Below are 21,832 nucleotides of genomic sequence, written 5' to 3' on the forward strand. Positions count from 1 at the left end.
GCCGTCCGCCGCTACCCCTTCACCCCGCCGGCGCTCAGGCCCGACTGCCAGAACCGCTGCAGGAACAGGAACGCCACCACGAGCGGCAGGATCGACACGAACGACCCGGTCAGCACCGTCGAGAACAGCACCTGGGCGCCGCCGCCGCCGGTCGCCGCCTGCTGCCACTGCGCCAGGCCGACCGTCGCCGGGAACAGGCTCGGGTCGTTCAGCATGATCAGCGGCAGGAAGTAGTTGTTCCAGGTCGAGACCAGCGCGAACAGCAGCACCGTGACGATGCCCGGGGCGAGCAGTCGCGACGAGATCGTCAGGAAGATCCGCAGCTCGCCGGCCCCGTCGATGCGCGCGGCCTCGAGCAGGCTGTCGTCGACGGCCTCGCTCGCGTAGACGCGCATCAGGTAGACGCCGAACGGGCTGACGAGCGACGGCAGGATGATCGCCCACGGGGTGTCGACCAGGTTCGCCGCGCTGAACAGCAGGTACGTCGGGATGGCGAGCGCCGTCAGCGGCACCATGACCGCCCCGAGGATCAGCCCGAAGACGAACGACCGGCCCCTGAAGACGTACTTCGCCAGCGAGTACCCGCACATGGTGGCGAGCAGCGCCGCCCCCACCGAGCTGACCACGGCGTAGAGCACCGTGTTGCCCATCCACTGCAGGAAGATGCCGTCCTGGAAGGTGAACAGCTGCGCCACGTTGTCGCCGAGCGCGAAGCTGCGTCCGAATGCCAGACCGAACGTGCTGAAGATGTCGCCGTTCGTCTTCGTCGCCTGGATCGCGAGCCAGACCAGCGGCAGCAGGAAGTACGCCAGCGTGATCCAGAGGATCACGGTCAGGATCGGCGTCTTGCGCTGGGAGCGCTCGACGCGACGTCGGGGGCGTCGCCGACCCGCGCCTCCTGCGCTCTGCAGTCGGCGGGCCGGACGGTCGACGGCCGTGGCTCCGGCGGTGTCGACGGGTGCGGGTGCGATCGTCACGACAGTCGCTCCTTGCGTGAGGTGGCGAGCTGCACCACGTAGCTGATGATCATGATGAGGAACCCGAGCAGGAACGCGATGGCCGCCGCGTAGTTGACGTCCTGATTGCGGAACGCGACGTTGTACGCGTAGAGGTTCGGCGTGAAGTCCGAGCCGATCGCGTTCGGGGCGATGCTGTAGAGCAGGTTCGGCTCGTTGAAGAGCTGGAACGACCCGATCACCGAGAAGATCACCGTCAGCAGGATCGCCGAGCGGATCGCGGGGATCTTGATGCTCCACGCCACCCGCCAGGGCCCGGCGCCGTCGATCTCGGCGGCCTCGTACATCTCGGTCGGCACGCTGCGGAGGGCCGCGTACAGCACGATCATGTTGTAGCCGATGAACTCCCAGCTGACGATGTTCATCGTGCTGCCGAGCACGTTCTGCGGCGACAGCAGGTCGGGTGCGGGCAGGCCGACGCCGGTCAGCACCTGGGCGATCAGCCCCGACTCGCGGCCGTAGAGGTAGCCCCACATGAGCGTCGCGACGACGCCGGGCACGGCGTACGGCACGAAGATCGCGAGGCGGACGAACTTGCTGCCCGCGACGCGACCGGTGTCGAGCGCAAGGGCGACGAACAGGGCGATCACGAGCATGATCGGCACCTGCACGAACAGGAACAGCGCGACGCGGCCGAGACCGGCCCAGAAGCTCGGGTCGTTCAGGGCCCGCTCGTAGTTGGCGAGCCCGGAGAAGACCTGCCCGCCGACGAGCTGCGAGGTGAAGGTGCTGAGGTACCCGGCGTAGCCGAGCGGCACGAGGAACATCGCCGCGAAGACGAGCAGGAACGGGATGGCGAGCGCCCAGGCGGCGATCAGCTGGGGTCGGTGCAGCGTGCTGCGACGACGCGGGGTCGGCGTGCGGGCCGAGGAGGCGCGGGTCGCGTCTCGACGAGCACTCGCGGAGGCGGGGGTGGGGGTGACGGAGGTGGACATCGGGGCTCCTTGCCGGGCCGGGGGCACCGCCCGTCGCCGCCGCCCGCCCGGGGGCGGCCGACGTCGACGGACGGTGCCCGTGAGCACTACTGGACGGTGAAGCCCTGCTGCTTCGCGTAGGCGGTGACGTCGTCCTGCCACGCCGTGAGGGCGGCGGACATGTCGTCGTGGTCGGCGATGGCCTTGCCGAGGGTGTCGTTGAAGCTCGAGTAGACGTAGTCCATGAACGGCAGCCACTGGAAGTCGGTGCTGACCGTGTCCGAGACGCCGGCGAAGAGCTCGTTGACCTTCTGGCCGCCGTAGAACTCGCTGGCCGTGCCGGTGAAGTCGCTGCTCGAGAGGGTGTCGGTCGTCGTCGGGAACAGGAACTGCTCGTTCGCGAAGGCGAGGGTCGACTCGGGGTCGCTGTTGAGGAACTTGCTGAACTCGGCGGCCACGATCGGGTTCTGCGTGCCCGTGATCACGGCGTCGGACGATCCGCCCCAGTTGCCCGAGACGTCGTCGCCGGCCTCCCACTGGGGGATCTTCGCGGCGGTCCACTTGCCGCTGGTGTTCGCGGCCGTGCCCTGCAGGAACACCGGCCCCCAGGCGGCGGTCTGCCAGCTGGCGTACTTGCCGGACGAGAAGCCCTGGTACCAGGAGTCCGTGAAGTCGGCGTCGGTCGAGACGAGGTCCTTGTCGATGAGGTCCTGCCAGAACGTGACGACCTTCTGCGTCTCGGCCGAGTCGAGGTCGATGCCGACGGTCTTGTCGCCGTCGTACGAGAACGGCTTGGCGCCGGCCTGCCAGAAGAGCCCGACGACCTGACCGGGGTCGTTGCCCGGCAGGTTCGACATGTACGAGCCGGTCTCGTCCTTCACGGTCTGCGCCTGCTCGGCGAACTCGTCCCAGGTGGCGGGCGGGGCGGTGATGCCGGCCTGCTCGTAGATGTCCGAGCGGTAGAGGTTGCCGAGCGGCCCGGAGTCCTGCGGCACCGACCAGACGCCGCTGTCGTCGGCGACCTGGTTCCAGACCCACTCGACGTACTTCGACTCCAGCTCCGCGCCTCCGTACGGGGTCAGGTCGACGAGGCTGTCCGTCTGACGGAACGACGGGATGTACTGGTACTCGATCTGCGCCACGTCGGGGGCGCCCTTGCCGGCCTTCAGAGCCGTGCGCAGCTTGGGGTACTGCACGGTGCCCGTGCCGACGTTGACGACGTCGACGGTGATCTTCGGGTACTTCGCCTCGAAGAGGTCGACCTCCTTCTGGATGTCGGGCACCCAGGTCCAGAAGGTGATGGTCGTCTCGGTGTCCATCGCCGCGTCGATGTCGGCCTGCGAGACGGGGGCGGTGGTCTCGCCGCCGCCACCGCCTCCTCCGCCGCCGGGGGCGCACGCGGTCAGCGCGAACGCCGACACGAGAGCCAGGGACACGAGCGCCTTTGCTGTGTTCTTCCGCTTCATGGTCTTCTCTTTCGGGGTGTGCGGCGTCTCGGGCGAGACGCCGGGTTCAGGGGGTGGAGGTCGTGGCCACGTGCTCGAACACGTGGGCCGATCGGGGGGTGAGGGTCAGGGTGCGACCGGCCTCGAGCACGTCGCCGGTCTCGAGATCGCGGACGGCGCGGGGTGCGGTCACGGCGGCCTCGTGGGCCGACCAGTTCGACACGAAGGCCAGGTCGGGCCCGTCGGGGCGCGACCCGGTGGTGACGGTGACGGCGTCCGTCGCCGCCCAGTCGCGGGCCGCCGTCCGCGGCACGAGCCAGCGGGCGATGCTCCGCGACAGCTCGGGGTTCGGCACGGTGGCGACGTAGGTGACGCGACCGGCCCCGGAGGCGCGGGTCGTCATCACCGCGTCGGCCCCGATCTCGGTGGCCGGGAACCGCACCAGCACCTCGGCGTCGTCGACCTTCAGCACGTCGGCCCAGCGGGTGCCGGCCGAGCCGGGCTCGAGGGCGAGACCGTCGGCGGGGCCGGCGGTGAGGACCTCGAGGGGCTCGTCGAGGTTCGTGTACTCCTCGTACCAGACGCCTGCGGGGCCCGAGAGCCGGGCGGGGGCGACGTCGCGCCGCGCCCTCGCGAGCTGGTCGCCGTACGCGGTGCGGACGCCGAGCACGAGGTGACCCCCGGCCTCGGCGTAGGCGGAGAGCGCGTCGAGCGTCTCGTCGTCGACGACGTACAGACCGGGCACGACGAGCACGGGGTGCTCGGCCGCGACCGCCGCGGGGCCCGTCGAGTCGGCGGTCATGGCGGCGACGAACTGCTCGACGTGCTGGATGCGCACCTGGGCGCCGGACTCGGCGAGACCCCGGTAGTGCGAGTCGAAGAGGTGCAGGTACGAGTCGGGGTCGGGGTCGCCGTTCGGCAGGGCCAGGGGCGGGTAGCCCTCGAACGACCACTTCGTGTCGGTGGACCAGAGCATGAGCACGTCGGCGGCCGGCGTGAATCCGTCCACCGCGCCTCCTACCGCCCCGAGGGTCGCACCGAGGGCCGCGACCTCGCGGTGGATGCGGCCGGGTCGCTGGCTGTGCGGCAGCACGCCGCCCCAGTAGGTCTCGACGCCGAAGTGCAGCGTGTGCCAGTGCCAGTACTCGACCATGCGGGCTCCGCGGGCGACGAGCGCGAGCGCGGCCTGCTTGATCTGCCCGTCGAACGGCGGGTGGTTCTGCCACGGGCCGCCGATCGACTGCGCGTTGGTCTCGGTCACCAGGAACGACGACTGCGCCGACGAGAACGCCCGGTCGCCCCACTGGTGCAGGGCCCAGACGCCGGTGTGCCACCAGCCGGCCTCGCGGGGGATCTCGACGCCGCGGGTCAGACCGTCCTGCATCTTGTAATAGGGGTTGCCGGCGGTCACGTCGAGGCTCTTCACGAGCCGGTCGTCGGCGACCTGCGGGCGGGCGTACGAGATGCAGGTGGTGACGAACTGGTCGTCGCGGGCGTACTCGCGCACGACGTCGGCCTGCCAGGCGATCAGCTCGTCGGCGAGCTCGCCCTGGAACCGGCGCCACTCGAGGTCGTACTGCGGCTGCACGTTGCCGTCGGGGCGCCAGAGCTGCGACCACTCGGTGATGCGGTGCGACCAGTAGACGAGGCCCCACTCGTCGTTCAGGCTCTCGACCGTGCCGTACCGGCGCTGCAGCCAGGCGACGAACCGCTGGAAGACCTGCTCGTTGCGGGGCAGCTCGTTGCCGGGCTCGTTGTCGACCTGCCAGCCGATCACGGCGGGGTGGTCGGCGTACCGGGCGGCGACGCGACGGACGACGCGCTCGGCGTAGAAGCGGTAGGCGGGGTGGCTTTGGTCCATCTCCTGGCGGGCGCCCCAGCCGGCCCGGACCCCGGAGGTGCGCTCGGCCGCGATCTCGGGGTGCAGCACCTGCAGCCACGGCGGCACGGCGTAGGTGGGCGTGCCGAGCACGACCGAGATGCCGCGGGCGTGGGCGCCGTCGAGCACGGGCTGCAGCCAGTCGAGGTCGAACTCGCCCTCGCGGGGCTCCCACGTCGACCAGACCGACTCGCCCACGCGGATGACGGTGAAGCCGGCCTCGACCATCAGGTCGAGATCGCGGTCGAGGGTGCCCGCCTGCTGGTACTCGGCGTAGTAGGCGGCCCCGAAGAGGACCCCGGAGTGGCGTGGTGCTGACGTCATCGTCGACCTGTCTGCTCGTGCGGATCGGCGTCGATCCGCGGATGCTGGCGTGCTGGTGGTGCATGATGGTCGGCCGATGTTGTCGATAACATCGGCGTTGATGAGGAAGCTAGTCGAGCCGCCGACGTCGCGCAAGTGGCAATCGAGCGGCGTGACCCGACCGTGATGCGGCGGTGGGTGCAAGGGCCGTCAGCGGCCGGCGCGGGGCCGTCTACGGCCGGTGCCGAGGCGTCCGCGGCCGGTGCCGGTGCCTCAGGCGCGGGGCGGAGCCGTGGAGGCGCGGGTCACCAACGCCGGCGTCGGCACGTGGATCACGGGGTCGGTCTCGCGCCCTTCGATGCGGTCGATCAGCGAGGTGACGACGAGCACGCCCTCCTGCGCGAAGTCCAGGTCGACCGTCGTGAGCGGCGGGACCATGTAGCGCGCCTCCGGGGCGTCGTCGTTGCCGACGACGCTGACGTCGCCGGGCACGGAGACGCCGGCCTCGGCGAGCGCCGCGAGCAGACCCATCGCCATGGTGTCGTTCGCGACCGCGACGGCGGTGGCGCCTCCGTCGGGGGCACGACCCGCGCCTCCTCCGCTCTCGAGGGCGCCCTCGGCGAGCAGGAGGCGGGCCGCGGCGAAGCCCGACTCGGCCGACCAGTCGCCCGCGGTGCTCGCGACGACCTCGCCTCCCCCGGCCGTGAAGGCGGCGGTGAAGCCCTCCTGACGCTCCCGGGCGACGAGCCACTGCTCGGGCCCGGCGACGTAGGCGGCCCGGCGGTGCCCGAGCTCGATCAGATGCTCGGCGGCGACGCGGCCGGCCCGGATGCCGAGCGACTCGCCGGTGCCGTCGACGACGAGACCGAAGTCGCGGCCCACGGGCATCGAGATGTCGCGCTGCGCGATGGCGGTGCGGGCGATCGCGGTCTGGGCCATGAGCACGAGCCCGGCGATCTGCTGACTGAGCACGAGGTCGAGGGCTTCGCGGACGCTGCCCTCGTCGCTGCCGTCCATCGTGACGATGTCGGTGACGTAGCCGAGGTCGCGCGCGGCCTCGGTGGCGCTGGCGATCGTGCGGGCAGGGCCCGACAGGTGCATGTTGTCGGCGAGCAGGGCGATGCGGTTGGTGCGCTTTAGCCGGAGGAACCTCGCGGCGCTGTTCGGCCGGTACTCGAGCTCGGCCAGGGCCGACTCGACCTTGGCGCGGGTCTCGGGCCGGATCCCCTCGAAGCCGCGGAGGAACCGGCTGACCGTCTGATGCGACACCCCCGCACGGGACGCCACGTCGTAGATCGTGGCGTCGGGCATGCCCCGAGGTTAGCCTGCGCCGAGACCCCGGGATGTCGCTGAGACCCCCGTGCGCGCGAAGGGGTCTCAGCCACTCCCCGGGGTCTCGCGGCCTACGCGATCAGCAGGCGCGACGACGCGCGAGCAGGCCGACCTCGGTCCGGCCCGGCGAGGGACGACCCGCGCCGCGCCTCCTCGTGATGTGCTGGCCTCATGCTCTCCGATCAGACCCTCCCGTGGATCATCGCCGCCGCACTGCTCGTCGTCGTCATCGCCGTCGTCGTGGTGCTGCTGGTGCTGCGACGCCGCCTCACGCAGGCCCGCAGGGCCGCAGACGAGCAGGCCCGCCAGGCCCGTGCCGAGCAGGACGCCCGCGACGCCCACCACGACACCCGCATGGCGCGCACGACCGCCGAGCACACCCGCGAGAAGGAGGCCCTCGCGACCGAGCTCGGCACCGAGAACAAGCGGCTGGCCGACGAGAAGCAGGCCGCCCTCGACGAGGCCGAGCAGACCCGGGCCATGCTGTCGACGGGCCTGAAGTACGAGGCGACGTCGCGCGAGCTGATCGCCGCGGCCTGCCGTGCGGCCGGCGCGGACGTCGTGCTGCTGACCAACGTGGTGTTCGTGCCCGCCGCGAGCAGCGCCTCCGGCAGGTTCGTCGCGCAGGTCGACCACGTGCTGGTCGGCGAGACCGGGGCGATGGTGGTCGAGAACAAGGGCTGGCGCGGCATCGTGTTCGACGGTCGGCGTCCGAGCAGCGTGTTCCCGGCGTTCGGGGGGCTCTTCGACGAGAGCACGATGTCGCCGCCGTTCGCCCTGCAGGTGGTCGACGACTCGCCCACCGTGCTGACCGTGCGGTCGCACCTCGGCACGAAGTCGCCGGCGTCGCAGGTGCGGCGCCAGGCGAACAGGCTGTCCGACCGGGTGCACGAGTCGATCGACGCGAGGCTGTGGTTCGACACCTGCGTGCTGTACTCGCACCCGAAGGCGACGGTCTTCGCCGTCGATCAGGACCGCAGTGAAGGAGGCGCGGCCACGCAGATCGTGTCGACCCCGACCCAGCTCGAGGCCGTCGTGCGCGAGCTGATCTCGCGTCCGACCAAGAAGCTGTCTCAGGCGCGCGTCGAGGACGTCACGGCGCTGCTCGCCTCGTACGGGGCCGACGTGCTCCGCTTCGGCGCGTTCGCCGAGGAGGCGCGGGTCGCGTCGGCCGCGTCGGCCGCGTCGGCCCCGGCACCGACCCCCGAGCAGGCCCCGGCCATGACCTCGGACCCGGTCTCGGGCACGGCTTCGGACACGGCACCGGCCGCCGACACGGACACGGCCTCCGCTGAGGCCTCCGACCGGACCCAGGCCTAGGCCTAGGCCTAGGCCCGGCGTCTAGCCCAGCTGGTCCGCCTAGCCGAGCTGGTCCAGCTGGTCCAGCTGGCCCAGCTAGCCGAATTCGGCCAGCACCGCGGCGGCGACCCGGGCGACGAGCGCGTCGTCGTAGGCGACCTCGGGGTCGTTCCTCGCCGTCAGGACGGTGAGCACGATGGGGTCGCGGCCCGGGGGCGTGACGACGGCGACGTCGTTGCGGATGCCTCCCGCGCCTCCTGATTTGTCGACGACCGTCCAGCCCTCGGGGGCGCCGGCTCGGACGAGGGCGTCGCCCGTGGCGTTGCCGCTCGCCCAGTCGAGCAGGAGGGCGCGGTCGACGGGCGCCAGATTCTCTTCGCTGGCGAGGGCGGCGAGGTCGGCCGTGAAGGCGCTCGGGGTGGTCGTGTCGTCGGTGCTGCCGGGTTCGATCGTGTTGAGGTCGGGTTCGCGGTTCACGACCTCGGTGGTGCTGTCGCCGAGCTGCTCGAGGGCCTCGTCGAGCCCTGCGGGGCCGCCGATCCGGTCGAGCACGAGGTTGAGCGCGGTGTTGTCGCTCTGGCGCACGGCGGCCTCGGCCAGCGACGACAGGCTCATGCCCTCGTCGACATACTGGCTGGTCACGGGTGAGTAGCCGGCGGCCGAGACATCGGCGGCCGTCCAGGTGACGACCTCGTCGCGCTGATCGGCGGGCACCTGCTGGAGGAACGCCGCGGCCGCGAGCACCTTGATGGTCGACGCGTAGCCGAACCGCTCGTCCGCCCGGTAGTCGAGGGTGGTGCCCGATCCGGTGTCGAGGGCGCTGACGCCGACGCGGGCGTCGAACTCGGTCTCGAGAGCGCCGAGCGCGGCCGAGGCGTCGGCGGTCGGCGCCGTGGCGGCCGTGGTGGCCGTGGGTGCGGGCGTCGCGGATGCCGGAGCCGAGGAGGCGCGGGTCGCCTCCCCCGCATCACCCTGCGTCGCCCCGGTGGTGCAGCCGGTCACCCCGGCGACGACGATCGCGGCGGAGGCGAGCACGGCGGTGGTCGGGGTCGCTGTTCGGCGTCTCATACCCGCCATGGTGCTACACGCCGCTCCCTCCCCGCCCCACGCCCCTGAATCACAACGCGCCGCGGCCCACCCCGCCCCCGCGGCGTGTCGTGACTCCTCGACCCGGGCTCCTCAGCCTCGGGCGGCCCCGCCGCGCGCGGCACCCGGCGCACCGACGCTCTCGCGCAGCACCACCACCGCCTGGTCGGTCGTGAGCCGCGGCGTCTCGCCGCCCGCCATGAGCTGCTGCAGCTGGCCGAAGGCGCGCGACCCGAGGCCGGCGAAGTCCTGGCGAGCGGTCGTGATCGACGGCGAGAACAGCTCGGAGATGGGGTGGTCGTCGAACCCGGCGACGCTGACGTCGTCGGGCACCCGCAGCCCTTCGTCGGCGAGGCCGCGGATGACGCCCATCGCGATCTCGTCGTTGCCGCAGAAGACGGCCGTCACCGTCGGGTCGGCGGCCAGCTCGCGCCCGACCGCGCGACCGGAGAGCGGCTCCCACGACGAGTCGATGATCTCGGGCACCGGCACTCCGGCGTCGATCAGCGCGTTGCGCCACCCGGTGGTGCGGCCGTCCTCCTTGCCCGAGGGCGGCACCCGCACGTGGTGCACGGTCGAGTGCCCCAGCTCGAGCAGGTGCGCGGTCAGCGCGTACGAGCCGGTCATCTCGTCGATGACGGCCTGCGGCACACCGGTCGCGATCTCGCCCGAGATGGCCACCGTCGCGAGCGACGCGGGCACGGCGGCGAGTGCGGCGACGCCCTCGGGGTCGAACTTCAGCACGACGACACCGGCGACGGGCTGCTGCAGCGCGAGGTCGACGGCGGCGTGCACCGACTCGGCCTCGGTCGAGTCGATGACGGTGATGCTGACCAGGTAGCCCGAGGCCCGGGCGCTGACCTCGACGCCGCGGATCGTCTCGGCGTAACCGTAATGAGAGGTGTCGCCGGCCAGGACGGCGATGACCCGCGATCTGCCGTTGACCAGCGCCCGGGCCGACGCGTTGGGCCGGTAGCCGAGCTCGACGATCGCCTGCTCCACCCGTCGCGTCTTGTCGGCGCTGACCTTAGCCGCGCCGGTGAGCACCCGTGACACGGTCGGAGCCGAGACGCCGGCGAGCCGCGCGACGTCGTCGATGTTGGCGGGGCGCTGGTCCGCTGCGGGGCTCGGCATGATCGTCTCACCATAGGGCGATCCGACCAGACCCGTCATTTGACGGCGCCGCTGGTGATGCCCGAGATGATCTTGCGCTGCATCACCATGAACGTGACCAGCAGCGGCAGGCTCATCACGATGATGTAGGCGAAGATCAGGTGCCAGTTCTGCAGGTACAACCCGCTGCTCGCCACCTGGTAGAGGTTCAACGGCAGGGTGTCGAGGCGCCCGCCGATGACGAACAGCGCGTAGAACACGTCGTTCCAGACGTAGAGGCAGATCAGGATCGTCGCCGTCGCGAGAGTCGGTCCGAGCAGCGGCAGGATGATCCGCACGAACACCCGCACCGGCCCGGCGCCGTCGACTCGCGCGGCCTCCTCCAGCTCGACCGGGATGGTGCGCACGAAGCCGGTGACGAAGAACACCACCGTCGACAGGTACATGCCCATGTAGACGCCGATCATGCCGAGCGCGGTGCCGGCGAGGCCGATCTGGCGCAGCAGCAGCACGATGGTGACGACGGCGGGCGGCAGCACGATGCCGCTGATCGCCAACGCGTAGACGATCGCCATCGCCCGGCTCGAGCGTCGGGCGAGCACCCACGAGGCCATCGAGCCGAGCAGCAGCACCCCGAGCACCGACGGCACCATGACGAGCAGGCTGCCGAAGAACGCCGGCACCATGCGGCCGTCGCCGAACACGGTGGCGATGTTCTCGAACAGCTGCCAGTCCGTGGGCAGGGCGAGGTTGGGGCTGAACGCCTCCGCCTGGTCCTTCCCGGCCGTGACGACGACCATCCAGAACGGCACGCCGAGGAGGGCCACGACGAGCGCGAGCGCGACCAGGGGCTGCACCACGCGGCGACGGGGCCGTCGACGACGCGACGCGGGCGGCCTCGAGGAGGTGCGGCGCACCTCCTCGGAGTCCGTGACGGTCGGAGCCGGGGTCGCGATGCTGGAGACGCTCATCAGAGGACGTCCTCTCTCTTGCGGAGGAACCGGATCAGGGGGAACGCCAGCACGGCCACCATGACGAACAGCATCAGGCTCATGGTCGTGGCCTGGGCGAAGAGCCCCTGCCCGAAGGTGCGGAAGATGAAGATGTTGAGCAGCTCGGTCGTGCCGCCGGGGCCGCCCTCGGTGGTCGCCTGCACGACGTCGAAGCCGTTCATGGATCCGAGGAGGGACGTGGCGACGTTGAAGGTCACGGCCGGCGCCAGCAGCGGGAACCGGATCGTGCGGAAGGTCTGCCACCAGCTCGCCCCGTCGAGGCGCGACGCCTCGAGGACGTCCTGGTCGATCGTCTTGAGACCGGCGAGGTAGATGAGCATCGAGAGACCCATCCACTTCCAGGCGTGGATGAGCGCGACGACGACGATCGTCCACGAGGTGCTGCCGAGCCACGCGGTGGTGACCTCGGTGCCCGTGACGGCGCTCAGCACGGCGTTGAGGGCCCCGTCGGGTTTGAGCAGCGCCTGGAAGATGTAGCCGACGGCGAGCGCCGACATCACGACGGGCACGAAGAAGGCGACCCGGGCGAAGCGGTTGACGCGGGTGTCGGCCTCGAGCACGAGAGCGAGGATCAGCCCGAAGACGTTCTGGAAGACCGCGACGAGCACGGCGTAGACGAGCGTCACGCGCAGCCCGGAGACGAGGGCGCCGTTGGCGAAGAGCGAGGTGAAGTTGTCGACGCCGACGAACGAGATCTGCGACGAGAAGCTGGACCAGTTCGTGAAGGCGTAGACGAAGTTGAAGACGGTCGGCACGAAGAAGAAGACGACGAGCACGGCGAGCGCCGGGACGATGAACCATGCGGGGTGGTCCTGTCGCCGGCCGCCGGGGCGGCGGGGCGCGGTTCCGCTGCGCAGCGCCGGGACGGCCGTGCGGCGAGCGGTGATCGGGGCGGTCATGGGGGCTCCAGTCGCGAAGGGGGTGGGGGCCCGGCGGGGCGGCTGGTGAGGCCGCCCCGCCCGGGCGGGTGGGTCAGAAGTCGGTCGAGCCCTGGGCCTTGGCCAGCTCGGCGAACTGCTGCTGCGTGGCTTCGGCGACCTGCTCCGGCGTCTTCGTGCCCTGGATCATGTCGGCCAGGTTGATGTACAGGTCGGGGTTGGCGACCGCGAGGGCCTGCATCGAGCCGACCGCGTCCGGGACGGACTCCGCCGACGCGAGCAGCGCCTCCGGAACCGTCTCGGGGGTGTCGACGCCCTGCATGAGCGAGACCGTCTCCTGGTCGTCGACGAAGCCCTGGTAGCCCTCGCCCATCCAGTACGAGAGGAACTGACGCGAGGCGGCCTCCTGGGCGTCGTCGCCCGTGTCGAAGGCGACGACGGCGTTGGCCTGGTCGGGGATGAACGTGCCGACGTTGCCCGAGGGCGAGATCGGGAAGAACCCGATCTTCTCGTTCAGCTCGGCGGTGTCGGCCTTGGCCTGCAGCTGGCCGAAGAACGAGTTGACCTGCATGACCATCGCGGCGTCGCCGGCGAGCAGGGCGTCGCCCTGGTCCTCGAAGGTGGCCGTGGCGATGTCGTCGTTGAACAGGCCCTCGTCGATGAGGCCCTGGTACTCGTCGATCGCGCCCTGGATGGTCGGGTCGGTGAAGGTCTCCTCGTTGGTGTTCACGCGATCCCAGAGGCCGTCCGCTGCGGCGTCGGCCAGCTGCACCTGCACCCACCACTGCGTGGCCCAGCGGTCGCCGCCCATCTCGTGGAAGGGGGTGACGCCGTCGGCCTTCAGGTCGCGTGCGGTGGCGAGCAGCTCGTCGAGGTCGCCGGGGGTCTCGGTGACGCCGGCCTCGGCGAGCACCTGCTTGTTGTAGTAGACGCCCTCGACCGCGGGCACCGTCACGAGGGCGGCGTACCGGGTGTCGTCGAGGAGGCCGGTGATGTCGGCGTAGTTGGCGTCGTAGTTGCCGAGCCAGGGGGCGCCGTCGAGCGGCTGCAGGTTGGTGCGCGCGTTGAGGGCGGTGAGACTCGACTCGGTCGGCTGCCAGAACGCGATGTCGGGCTTGTCGCCGGTGGCGACGCGGGTCTGCACGCCCTGCTCGTAGGGGTCGGGGATGGTCTCGACCTCGACGGTGGCGCCGGTGAGCGCCTCGAAGCCCTCGATGACGCTGTCGGCCGTCTCGGCGGTGCTCTGGGCGGCCCAGACCGTCAGGGTCGTGCCGGTCAGGTCGGCGTCCTGCTCGGGCCAGCTGACGGGGCCTCCGGCGGACGACCCGCCGCCGGCTCCGGGGTCGCTGCAGCCCGCCAGCGAAAGGGTGAGGGTCGCGACGGCGGCCGCGGCCACCGCGCTCTTCTTCCAGGTGATCTTCATCGGTCGGTCCTTAGGAGAATGGTGCTGTGTGTGTGGGGGAGGGTCTCACGCCGAGGGGCGCGGCGTGAGGGCGAACGTGCGGGCGCCGACGGTCTCGGCGGTCGAACGGACGGTCAGGATGCCCGTGGCGGTGTTCCAGGTGGTCTGCCACGGGGTGAGACTGCGGGGGAACACGACGTCGACGTCGACGTCGGTGCCGCGCAGGGCGGGGAACGCGAGCTCGTGCTCGCCGGCGGTCTCGTCGCGGTCCCAGACCGAGACGAGCACGCGGCGGTCGGCGGTCAGCGCGAGGGCGACCCATCGGTCGTCCCAGGTCGGGAGGCCCTTCGGCCAGGTCGGCACGGCCACGACGAGGTCGGGGCGCACCTCTCGGGCCGCCGCGACGGCCTCTCGGACGAGGTCGAGCCGGGCGTCGTCCATCCGGTTCAGGTAGCCCGACAGGAAGAACCGGCCGAGCAGGCTGGTCACGAGGCAGAAGGCCGACTGCTCGGCCGTCATCGACGGCTGCGGGTAGGCCCAGCTCGCGGCCTGCTCGGGCAGGATCGACAGCGGTGCCGCGGAGGCGATAGGCGGGTAGAGCAGGTAGTCCTGCTGGTCCGAGGTCGACTGGGCCTGCACTCGCGAGAGCATCGCCTGGTCGGCGCGCATGGCCCCCGACGAGCACGCCTCGAGCACGAGGGCGGGGTGCCGGTCGAGCACGCCGTCGAGCCAGTCGAGCACGGCGCGCGAGTGGCCGAGCAGCCCGGCGCCGGCGCTCGGCGCGTCGACGTCGGTGCCCGCCCCGGGGTCGGTGTTGTAGTCGAGCTTGAAGTAGCCGACGCCGAAGTCCCGGACGAGTCGGTCGACGACCTCGTCGAGGTGGGCCCGGGCGGCCGGGTGCCGCAGGTCGAGGTGGAGGCGCTCCTGCTCCTGCACGCGGTGGCCGCGGCGCTGGAGGAACGCCTCGGGCGGCAGCGTCGACGCGACGGGGCTGAGCACGCCGACCGACTCGGGCTCGAGCCAGAGCCCGGGCACCATGCCGTGCGAGCGGATGCGGTCGGTGACCTCGGCGAGGCCGCCCGAGAAGCGCACGGTCGAGGGCTGCCAGGCGCCGACGCTCGGCCACCAGTCGCCGCCGTCGTCGTACCAGCCGGCGTCGATGCAGAACACCTCGGCCCCGGCGGCCGCGGCGGCGTCGACGAGCGGCAGCAGCTTGTCGGTGGTCGGGTCGCCGTCGAGGGTGTTCATGTAGTCGTTGAAGACGATGGCGGGTCGCGCGTCGTCGGGGTGCGCACGGCGGGTGGCCCGTCGGTGACGGGTCAACTCGGCGGTCGCGGCCTCGAGGTCGATTCCGAGGGCGACCGTGGCGGGCACCGTCGTGAACGACTCCCCCGGCGCGAGCGGCTGCACCCACTGGTGGTCGACGTCGGTCGGGCCCGAGAGGGCGACGAACGCGTCGTCGACGTGCTCGCCGACCTCCCAGCGCCACGGGCCGTTGTTCTCGATCTGCCAGAGCCAGGCGACCCCGCGCTCGACCGAGGCGACCCCGCCCAGCGGCAATGCGCCTCCGGTCGACCAGGTGCCCTGCGAGATCTGCTTGACGGCGGATCGCGGGCTGTGCCCGGTCAGCTGCTGGGCCAGCACGGGGAGGTCGTCGCGCAGCCGGGTCTCGGACCAGCGCCCCTCGCCGAGCCAGTCGTTGCGGCCGCGCAGCAGCGTCCAGTCGTCGACTCCCCCGGGCCGCCCGGCGGTGCCGCCGAGCCCCTGCACCCACGAGGTGACCGACTGCAGGTCGAGGGCGCGGTCGCCGGTGTTCTCGACCGTCGTCGTGACCGAGAAGGAGGCGCGGGCCGACGATCGCAGGTGCAGAACGACCCGCAGACCCTCGTCCGACGCCGAGACGAGGTCGAGTCCATCGTCGTCGATGCGTCGGACCTCGATCAGTCGCAGGGTCGACCCGAGCTCGGTGTGCACGAGACGCGACCCGACCAGGGTGCGGCCGCGACCGGCGGCGAGGATCTCGGTGATCGGGACGACCGCCTCCACCCGGGTGTCGACCGTGTCGGTCGTGGCTCGCACCAGGTGCAACGGCTCGTCGCCGTGGGCGAACTCGAGCGTGAGGCCGGGGGTCGCCCAGCGCACGATCGCTTCGGGGGCCGTCGGCACCTCGTCGTCGCGCGACGTCAGGAGGCGGTCGAGAGTCATGGGGTGTCCTTTCGTTCCCGAGTCATCGGGACGGGGCCGGCCGACGACGGGCGGGTCGTCGGCCGGCACGGGCGGTCGTGCTGCGGGGTCGTGCTGCGGGGTGGGGCTGGCGCGCGGGGCTGCGGGGCTGGTCAGCGAGCCGTCGTGGTCGGCGTCCCGACGCTCTGCTTGGCGAGCGTCACGGTGTCGATGTCGGGCGCCCACGCGGTGGTGTTGCCGAGGGTGATGGCACCGCTCGCGGTGGTGAGACGGAGGGGCTGCGCGTAGTCCCAGAAGCTGGTCCAGGCGTAGTTGTGGCGGACCGTGACCCGTTCGCGGGTGCCGCCCGCCTCGGTCACGTCGACGAAACGGCTGATCACCTGCGGGTTGTAGTTGATCGAGGCGCTCTTGTCGGCGTTGGCGGCCGAGAGCGTCAGCACGTAGTCGCCGGCTCCGAGCCCCGCCGGTCGGGCGAGGGTGGCGGTGTTGCCGGCGCCGTTGCCGAGGCTGCCGAGCACGGAGACCGCGCCCTGCGCGTCGGCCGAGCCGTTCGAGCCGGTCGTCGCCGGCAGTGTGCGGACGATCGTGCCGCCGGCCCGGGTCAGCGACTCGGCCTGCACCTTCACGGCGTTGCCCTGCGCCGTGTCGGCCGTGCGCTGGGCTGCGCCGCGGGTGCTGGTCACATCGGTGACGACGGCGCCGGTCGACGACGTGACGCCGATCTCGTTGACGCCCTGGGTCAGCCAGACGCGCACCGTCGTCGTCCACGCCCCGGCTGCCGAGACGCTGCCGGCCGGGATCGCCTTGTCGCCCACGGTCAGGCCGACGGCCGACGCCCTGGTCGTCGTGTACCGGACGGCGACGTCGTGATATCCGCTCTCGGTGGCCGCGACGAAGAACGAGGCGCCGGCCGCGCCCGACAGTCGCGCGCCTCCGTTCCCGGCGGCCGGCGTCTGTCCGTAGACGAGCTGAGCTCCGGAGGTGAGTCGCGCCTCGGTGGCGGGGTAGGTGGTGGGCTCGCCGTCGGTCGCGTCGCGCAGTTCGAACCGGTCGAGGGTGATGTCGCTGCCAGGCAGTCTCGTCTGGCCGTCGCGGCTCGCCCGGAGCGACAGCGAGTGGGTGCCGGCCTTCAGAGGCACGAGCACGTCGGTGCTGCCACGGTAGGTGTGCGAGAGATCGGCCGAGTACTTGACGAGCTGGTCGAAGCCTCCGTCGACGAACAGGGCGTGCTGACCGGGGGCCTGGTCGGCGCCGGCGAGCACCGAGAGCCGGTACGTGCCGTCGCGCGGCACCGTGACGTTCCATGTGGCGCTCGAGCCGACCTGGTTGAAGCTGCCGACGTCGCGTCCGCCCGAGGCCATGAACGACCACTCGCGGGCAGGGTCCTGGGTGTAGGCCGTGGCGTTCGCGAGCGTGGCGTTCTCGGCCTCGACGCTGCTGACGAGACGGGTGTCGACGGCGGGTCGCTGGGCGAGCGGCTTGGTGATCTGCACCTCGTAGGCGGCGTACCGGTCGTTGTTCGGGATCGTCACCGTGGCGGCGCCGGATGCCAAGGAGGCGCGGGTCGACACGATCACGGGGGGCTGGCCCGAGAGACCCTCGGCCCCGTTCAGCCGGGCCGCGCGGACGACCACGTCGACGCTCGAGCCGAACGTGGCCGAGTCGAGGCCGGTCAGGTCGAGCTGCACGTCGGAGGAGCCTCCGCCGACGAGCACGGTGGCCTCGCGGTCGGCGTCGTCGCGGGCGGCGATGGCCTGCACGGTGTCGGCGGCGTCCGCCTGCGGCGGGGTCACCTTGACCGTCTCACTGCCGGCCAGGTCGCCGTACCACTTGAACATCCACCAGCCGCCGTTGGCGCCGTTGCTTCGGGCCGAGTTGTCCGAGAGGTTGCCGGCGTAGTTCCAGTAGGCGGTCTGGGCGTCGACCTTCTGCTCTTCGAACATGGAGAACCACTGGATCAGCTGGCCGGGCACGCCCATGTCGCGGAGCATCCCGTACTCGGTGATGTTGACCGGGATGTCGGCGATGCCGAGGTCGGCGAGGATCCTCTTGTACTCGGCGTTGTGGCCGCGGAAGGTCGCGAGGTTCTGCGTGCCGAGCTCGTGCCAGATGAACACGTCGGGCAGCTGGCGCTTCTGCTTCGCGTAGGCGAGGAAGTCGCGGCTGCGGTCGGCGTGCCAGCCGGCGTCGCCGGGGCCTCCGACCTTCGCCGCGCCGAGGCCGTGGGCGGTGTAGATCTTCTGGATCTCGACGTAGGCCGCCGACCAGTCGGCGAGGAACTGCGTCTTCTGCGTGCTCCAGTTCGGGTACCAGTTGCCGGCGTCGGGCTCGTTGAACGGGATGAACACGTACTTCTCGGGGTGGGCCGAGTTCGACGCGATCGACTCGACGACCTGGCGGAGGATCGGCAGATAGTCCCACTCGCCGTCGCCGTTCGCGTCGGCGGGGCGCTGCCCGCCGTTGTAGGCCCAGTCGGGGTACATGTCCTGTGCGTAGACGTAGAGGTCCTGGCCGCCGGCCGCGAAGAAGTCGGACTCGACGTCGAGGGCGTCGCCGTTCGGGTGCTGGGCGCCCTGCGGGGGTTTCTGCGAGGTGTTCGTGACACGTGCGCCCTCGAGCACGGCGGGCGAGGGCGAGCCGTCGTCGCCGAGGCCGTAGAGGGTTCCGGTGGCGCCGCCGCGGAAGTCGCCGGTCGTGGTGCCGAAGTCGACGGCGACGCGGCTGGTGGCGGCCTCCGCCGAGGTGGGGGCGACGAGCAGCTGAGAGCCCGAGAGGGCGATGGCCACGGCACCGACGGCGGCGGTGCAGCCGAGCAGGGCACGGCGGGCGGGAGTCAGGGAGAAGAGCGACAACGGAGGTACTCCTTCGTACTTCGTCGATACCGCGATCACGTCGGTGTGAAATCGCTATCACGAAGCATGCACGGGCCGTCCGGCGTTTGCAAGCGTTTTCACGAAAACCCTTTCACGTCGATTCCCGTCCGTTGCCGCGCCTCCCCCGCCTCCCCCGCCTCCCCTCCGTCGCCGCGCCTCCCCCGTGTCCCCGCCTCCCCTCCGTCGCCGCGCCTCCCCCGTGTCCCCGCCTCCCCCGTCGCCGCGCCTCCCCCGTGTCCCCGCCTCCCCCGTCGCCTCGGGCTAGCCGGCGGCCGCCCCGGGCCCGCCGCGCAGCCAGCCCGCCCGCACCCGCGCGCACCCCGCCACGCGTTCGACACCCCGCCACCGAATCCCGTGGCGGCGTGTCGACTCGGTGGCGTCAAGCCGCCCGCCCCCACCCCCGCCTGACCCGCCCCCGCGCGGAGCCCCACGCCCCACCACCACGCCAGAAGATGGACACGACGCCACGCTTAAACCGGGCGTCGTGTCCACGTCCTGGCGTCGTACCCGCCCCACACCGCACCCGCCCGCACCCCGCCACACGTTCGACACCCCGCCACCGAATCCCGTGGCGTCGTGTCGAGTCGGTGGCGGCGAGCCGCCCTACGCCCCACCACCCCGCCAGAAGATGGACACGACGCCACGCTTAAACCCGGCGTCGTGTCCACATCCCGGCGTCGTACCCGCCCACCGCCGCCGCCCACCGCCGCAGCCGCGACACCCGTCAGGCGCCCTCGACCTCGTCGCTGACGAGCGACAGGTGGGTGCGCGAGTGCTCCCGCGCCGCGCCTCCTTCGCCTGCGGCGATCGCCCGTGCCGCGGCGAGGTGGGCGTCGAGCGTGCCGGCTGCCGGGACGGCCGGGGTCAGCCCGAGCTCGTGCCGCCCCTGCAGGATCTCGCGCACGGGGGCGGCGAGCTCGCCGTAGAGCACGTTGCCGCTGGCGACGAGCAGCAGGGTGTGGAACCGGATGTCGGCCGCGAGGTACTCCGCCGAGTCTCCGCGGGCGGCGCTGCCGAGGCGGTGCAGCTCGGTCGCGTGCTCCACCAGGGCGATGCGCTGGGCGTCCGAGGCGTGCACCGCCGCGAGCGCCGCGGCGGCCGGTTCGAGCGCCGCGCGCAGCTCCATCAGCTCGACGAGCTGCTGCCGGTGCAGGGGGCCGGCGAGGGTCCAGCGGATGAGCTGCACGTCGAGCACCCGCCAGTCGGCGCGCGGCAGCACGGTGATGCCGACGCGGCGGCGCGACTGCACCATGCTCAGCGATTCGAGCACGCGGACGGCCTCGCGCGCGGTGGTCCGCGAGACGCCGTAGTCGCGTCCGAGGCGGGCGAGCGTCAGCACCGCGCCGGGCTCCAGGCGGCCGGCCGCGATCGTGCCGCCGAGGGCGTGCAGCAGCTGCGCGTGTGCGCCCTCGCGGGCGGGTGGTGACGTCATCGTGACCATCCTGGCGTGCACCTCCTGAGTCGATGGGGTTGCAAAAGTACTACTTTTGGTGGCAACCTACGGACACCGAGGAGGCGCGCGACAGACCCCTCGCAGACGCACCACCCGAAAGACCCCGAGCTCACACCCCGCAGCCGACAGGCGCACCGGATTCGACGGAGAACCCCACCATGGACGACTGGACCCAGACCCTCGACGCGGGACCTCTTCTCGCCATAGCAGCGGGGTCGATCGCACTGATCCTGATCCTGGTGATCAAGTTCAAGCTGCACGCCTTCCTCACGCTGGTCATCGTGGCCGCGCTCACCGCCCTCGTCACCGGCATCCCCACCGGTGCGATCGCCGATCTGCTCGTCACGAGCTTCGGCACGACGCTCGGCTCGGTCGCCCTGCTCGTCGGGCTCGGCGCGATGCTCGGCCGCCTCGTCGAGTCGTCGGGCGGCGCCCGGGTGCTGGCCGACCGCATGGTCGACGTCTTCGGCGAGAAGCGGGCGCCGTTCGCGCTCGGCCTCGCGTCGCTGATCATGGGGTTCCCGATCTTCTTCGACGCGGGTCTGATCGTCATGCTGCCGATCGTGTTCGCCGTCGCCCGCCGCATGGGCGGCAAGTCGATGCTGCTCTACGGCATCAGCGCCGCCGCGGCCTTCTCGGTGATGCACGTGTTCCTGCCGCCGCACCCGGGCCCCGTCTCGGCGACCGAGCTGCTCGGCGCCAACCTCGGCATCGTGCTGCTCGCCGGTCTCGTGATCGTGTTCCCCGTCTGGTACGTCTCGGGTTACCTGTGGGCCAAGGCCGTCAACAAGCGCATCCCGCTGCCCGTGCTGTCGCTCTTCGGCAGCGAGAAGGACGACGTCCAGGCCGCGAACCCGCCCAAGGCCAGCACCGTGATCGCCGTGCTCGCCGTGCCCCTCGTGCTCATCCTGCTCAACACGGGCCTCAGCTCGCTCGGCTCCGTCGGCATCGTCGACCCCGAGGCCGGCTGGGTCCAGGCCCTCGTCCTCGTCGGCACGAGCGGCATCGCGCTGCTCATCTCGGTGCTCGTCGCCGCCATCGTGCTCGGTCGTGCCCGCGGCGTCACCGGCAGCGCCCTCGAGAAGGTGCTCGACAGCGCGCTCGGCCCGATCTGCTCGGTCGTGCTGATCACCGGCGCCGGCGGCATGTTCGGCGGGGTGCTGCGCGCCTCGGGCATCGGCGACGCCCTCGCCGACGTGCTCGGCGACCTCGGTCTGCCGGTCATCGTGGCCGCGTGGGTCATCGCCGCGATCCTGCGACTCGCGCAGGGTTCGGCGACCGTCGCGCTGGTCACCGCCGCCGGCCTGGTGGCGCCCGCCGTCGCCCTCGCCGACCTCAACGCCGTCCAGCTCGCCGCCGTCGTGCTCGCCACCGCGGCCGGTTCGGTCTTCGCCGGTCACGTCAACGACTCGGGCTTCTGGCTCGTCGGTCGCCTGATGGGCATGGACGTCAAGACCACCCTGCGCGTCTGGACCCTGCAGCAGGCCATCGAGTCGGTGCTCGGCTTCGCCGCCGCACTGCTGGTGTTCGCGGTCGGCTCGCTGATCTGACCCGGCCCGTCGGGTCGACCGGACACTCCCGGTCGACCCGGCCCGCGCCTCCTGCGCCGCGCCTCCCGCGCCTCCCGCCCCTCCCGTCGCAC

At 71.7% G+C, this 21,832-nt stretch carries 15 protein-coding genes; 2 read left to right on the forward strand and 13 right to left on the reverse strand.

Annotated elements, in window-relative coordinates; all coding sequences use genetic code 11:
* Positions 1-11: 11 nt before the first annotated feature.
* The 5 genes from SOM11_RS06975 to SOM11_RS06995 all read right to left on the reverse strand — a co-directional run bounded on the left by SOM11_RS06975 (position 12) and on the right by SOM11_RS06995 (position 6,868).
* Positions 12-977, reverse strand: coding sequence for a carbohydrate ABC transporter permease (locus SOM11_RS06975; protein WP_374231407.1), 966 nt, complete (start codon positions 975-977; stop codon positions 12-14).
* On the reverse strand, positions 974-1,951 hold the full coding sequence (locus tag SOM11_RS06980; protein ID WP_320477602.1) for a sugar ABC transporter permease: 978 nt from the start codon (positions 1,949-1,951) through the stop codon (positions 974-976). Before SOM11_RS06980 ends, SOM11_RS06975 begins: the two co-directional genes overlap by 4 nt.
* 86 nt (positions 1,952-2,037) lie before the next feature.
* Positions 2,038-3,396: an ABC transporter substrate-binding protein gene (locus SOM11_RS06985; protein WP_320477603.1), complete on the reverse strand. Its 1,359-nt coding sequence runs from the start codon at positions 3,394-3,396 to the stop codon at positions 2,038-2,040.
* Between the two features lie 46 nt (positions 3,397-3,442).
* Complete coding sequence (locus SOM11_RS06990) at positions 3,443-5,578, reverse strand: beta-galactosidase (RefSeq protein ID WP_320477604.1); 2,136 nt, start codon at positions 5,576-5,578, stop codon at positions 3,443-3,445.
* Positions 5,579-5,830: 252 nt separating this feature from the next.
* Positions 5,831-6,868 (reverse strand): LacI family DNA-binding transcriptional regulator, encoded by a 1,038-nt coding sequence (locus tag SOM11_RS06995; protein ID WP_320477605.1) that lies wholly within the window; start codon positions 6,866-6,868, stop codon positions 5,831-5,833.
* Positions 6,869-7,060: 192 nt separating this feature from the next.
* Between SOM11_RS06995 and SOM11_RS07000 the strand changes: the two genes are divergently transcribed.
* Complete coding sequence (locus SOM11_RS07000; protein ID WP_320477606.1) at positions 7,061-8,209, forward strand: nuclease-related domain-containing protein; 1,149 nt, start codon at positions 7,061-7,063, stop codon at positions 8,207-8,209.
* A 75-nt stretch (positions 8,210-8,284) separates the two neighbouring features.
* On the opposite strand, the gene bla is transcribed toward SOM11_RS07000, so the two are convergent.
* The 8 genes from bla to SOM11_RS07040 form a co-directional block, all read right to left on the reverse strand.
* On the reverse strand, positions 8,285-9,256 hold the full coding sequence (gene bla, locus SOM11_RS07005; protein ID WP_320477607.1) for a class A beta-lactamase: 972 nt from the start codon (positions 9,254-9,256) through the stop codon (positions 8,285-8,287).
* 111 nt (positions 9,257-9,367) lie between these two features.
* Positions 9,368-10,408, reverse strand: coding sequence for a LacI family DNA-binding transcriptional regulator (locus SOM11_RS07010; protein WP_320477608.1), 1,041 nt, complete (start codon positions 10,406-10,408; stop codon positions 9,368-9,370).
* 35 nt (positions 10,409-10,443) lie between these two features.
* Positions 10,444-11,358, reverse strand: coding sequence for a carbohydrate ABC transporter permease (locus tag SOM11_RS07015; RefSeq protein ID WP_243215152.1), 915 nt, complete (start codon positions 11,356-11,358; stop codon positions 10,444-10,446).
* On the reverse strand, positions 11,358-12,299 hold the full coding sequence (locus SOM11_RS07020; RefSeq protein ID WP_243215153.1) for a carbohydrate ABC transporter permease: 942 nt from the start codon (positions 12,297-12,299) through the stop codon (positions 11,358-11,360). Before SOM11_RS07020 ends, SOM11_RS07015 begins: the two co-directional genes overlap by 1 nt.
* 73 nt (positions 12,300-12,372) lie before the next feature.
* The gene (locus SOM11_RS07025; RefSeq protein WP_320477609.1) at positions 12,373-13,701 is read right to left on the reverse strand and encodes an ABC transporter substrate-binding protein; all 1,329 of its coding nucleotides are present in this window, start codon (positions 13,699-13,701) and stop codon (positions 12,373-12,375) included.
* A gap of 45 nt (positions 13,702-13,746) precedes the next feature.
* A complete protein-coding gene (locus SOM11_RS07030; protein WP_320477610.1) occupies positions 13,747-15,885 on the reverse strand; it encodes a glycoside hydrolase family 36 protein in 2,139 nt (712 codons plus the stop codon).
* Positions 15,886-16,016: 131 nt separating this feature from the next.
* Entirely contained in the window at positions 16,017-18,716 is a 2,700-nt protein-coding gene (locus SOM11_RS07035) for a CBM35 domain-containing protein (RefSeq protein ID WP_320477611.1), read from the reverse strand.
* A gap of 745 nt (positions 18,717-19,461) precedes the next feature.
* Entirely contained in the window at positions 19,462-20,169 is a 708-nt protein-coding gene (locus SOM11_RS07040; protein WP_320477612.1) for a FadR/GntR family transcriptional regulator, read from the reverse strand.
* Between the two features lie 179 nt (positions 20,170-20,348).
* On the opposite strand from SOM11_RS07040, the gene SOM11_RS07045 reads away from it, so the two are divergent.
* Positions 20,349-21,740, forward strand: a complete 1,392-nt coding sequence (locus SOM11_RS07045; protein ID WP_192061240.1) for a GntP family permease — start codon at positions 20,349-20,351, stop codon at positions 21,738-21,740.
* Positions 21,741-21,832: the final 92 nt, after the last annotated feature.

Origin of the sequence: Frigoribacterium sp. CFBP9029 (assembly GCF_034045305.1) — a bacterium.
In the GTDB taxonomy this organism is placed as follows: Bacteria; Actinomycetota; Actinomycetes; order Actinomycetales; family Microbacteriaceae; genus Frigoribacterium.

Bases quoted from the DNA above. Each gene is read 5' to 3' on its own strand.
- SOM11_RS07040 (WP_320477612.1), bottom strand. From the start codon at position 20,169: ATGACGTCACCACCCGCCCGCGAGGGCGCACACGCGCAGCTGCTGCAC.
- bla (WP_320477607.1), bottom strand. From the start codon at position 9,256: ATGAGACGCCGAACAGCGACCCCGACCACCGCCGTGCTCGCCTCCGCC.
- SOM11_RS07045 (WP_192061240.1), top strand. From the start codon at position 20,349: ATGGACGACTGGACCCAGACCCTCGACGCGGGACCTCTTCTCGCCATA.
- SOM11_RS07010 (WP_320477608.1), bottom strand. From the start codon at position 10,408: ATGCCGAGCCCCGCAGCGGACCAGCGCCCCGCCAACATCGACGACGTC.
- SOM11_RS06980 (WP_320477602.1), bottom strand. From the start codon at position 1,951: ATGTCCACCTCCGTCACCCCCACCCCCGCCTCCGCGAGTGCTCGTCGA.
- SOM11_RS06995 (WP_320477605.1), bottom strand. From the start codon at position 6,868: ATGCCCGACGCCACGATCTACGACGTGGCGTCCCGTGCGGGGGTGTCG.
- SOM11_RS07030 (WP_320477610.1), bottom strand. From the start codon at position 15,885: ATGACTCTCGACCGCCTCCTGACGTCGCGCGACGACGAGGTGCCGACG.
- SOM11_RS07015 (WP_243215152.1), bottom strand. From the start codon at position 11,358: ATGAGCGTCTCCAGCATCGCGACCCCGGCTCCGACCGTCACGGACTCC.
- SOM11_RS07025 (WP_320477609.1), bottom strand. From the start codon at position 13,701: ATGAAGATCACCTGGAAGAAGAGCGCGGTGGCCGCGGCCGCCGTCGCG.
- SOM11_RS07000 (WP_320477606.1), top strand. From the start codon at position 7,061: ATGCTCTCCGATCAGACCCTCCCGTGGATCATCGCCGCCGCACTGCTC.
- SOM11_RS06985 (WP_320477603.1), bottom strand. From the start codon at position 3,396: ATGAAGCGGAAGAACACAGCAAAGGCGCTCGTGTCCCTGGCTCTCGTG.
- SOM11_RS06990 (WP_320477604.1), bottom strand. From the start codon at position 5,578: ATGACGTCAGCACCACGCCACTCCGGGGTCCTCTTCGGGGCCGCCTAC.
- SOM11_RS07020 (WP_243215153.1), bottom strand. From the start codon at position 12,299: ATGACCGCCCCGATCACCGCTCGCCGCACGGCCGTCCCGGCGCTGCGC.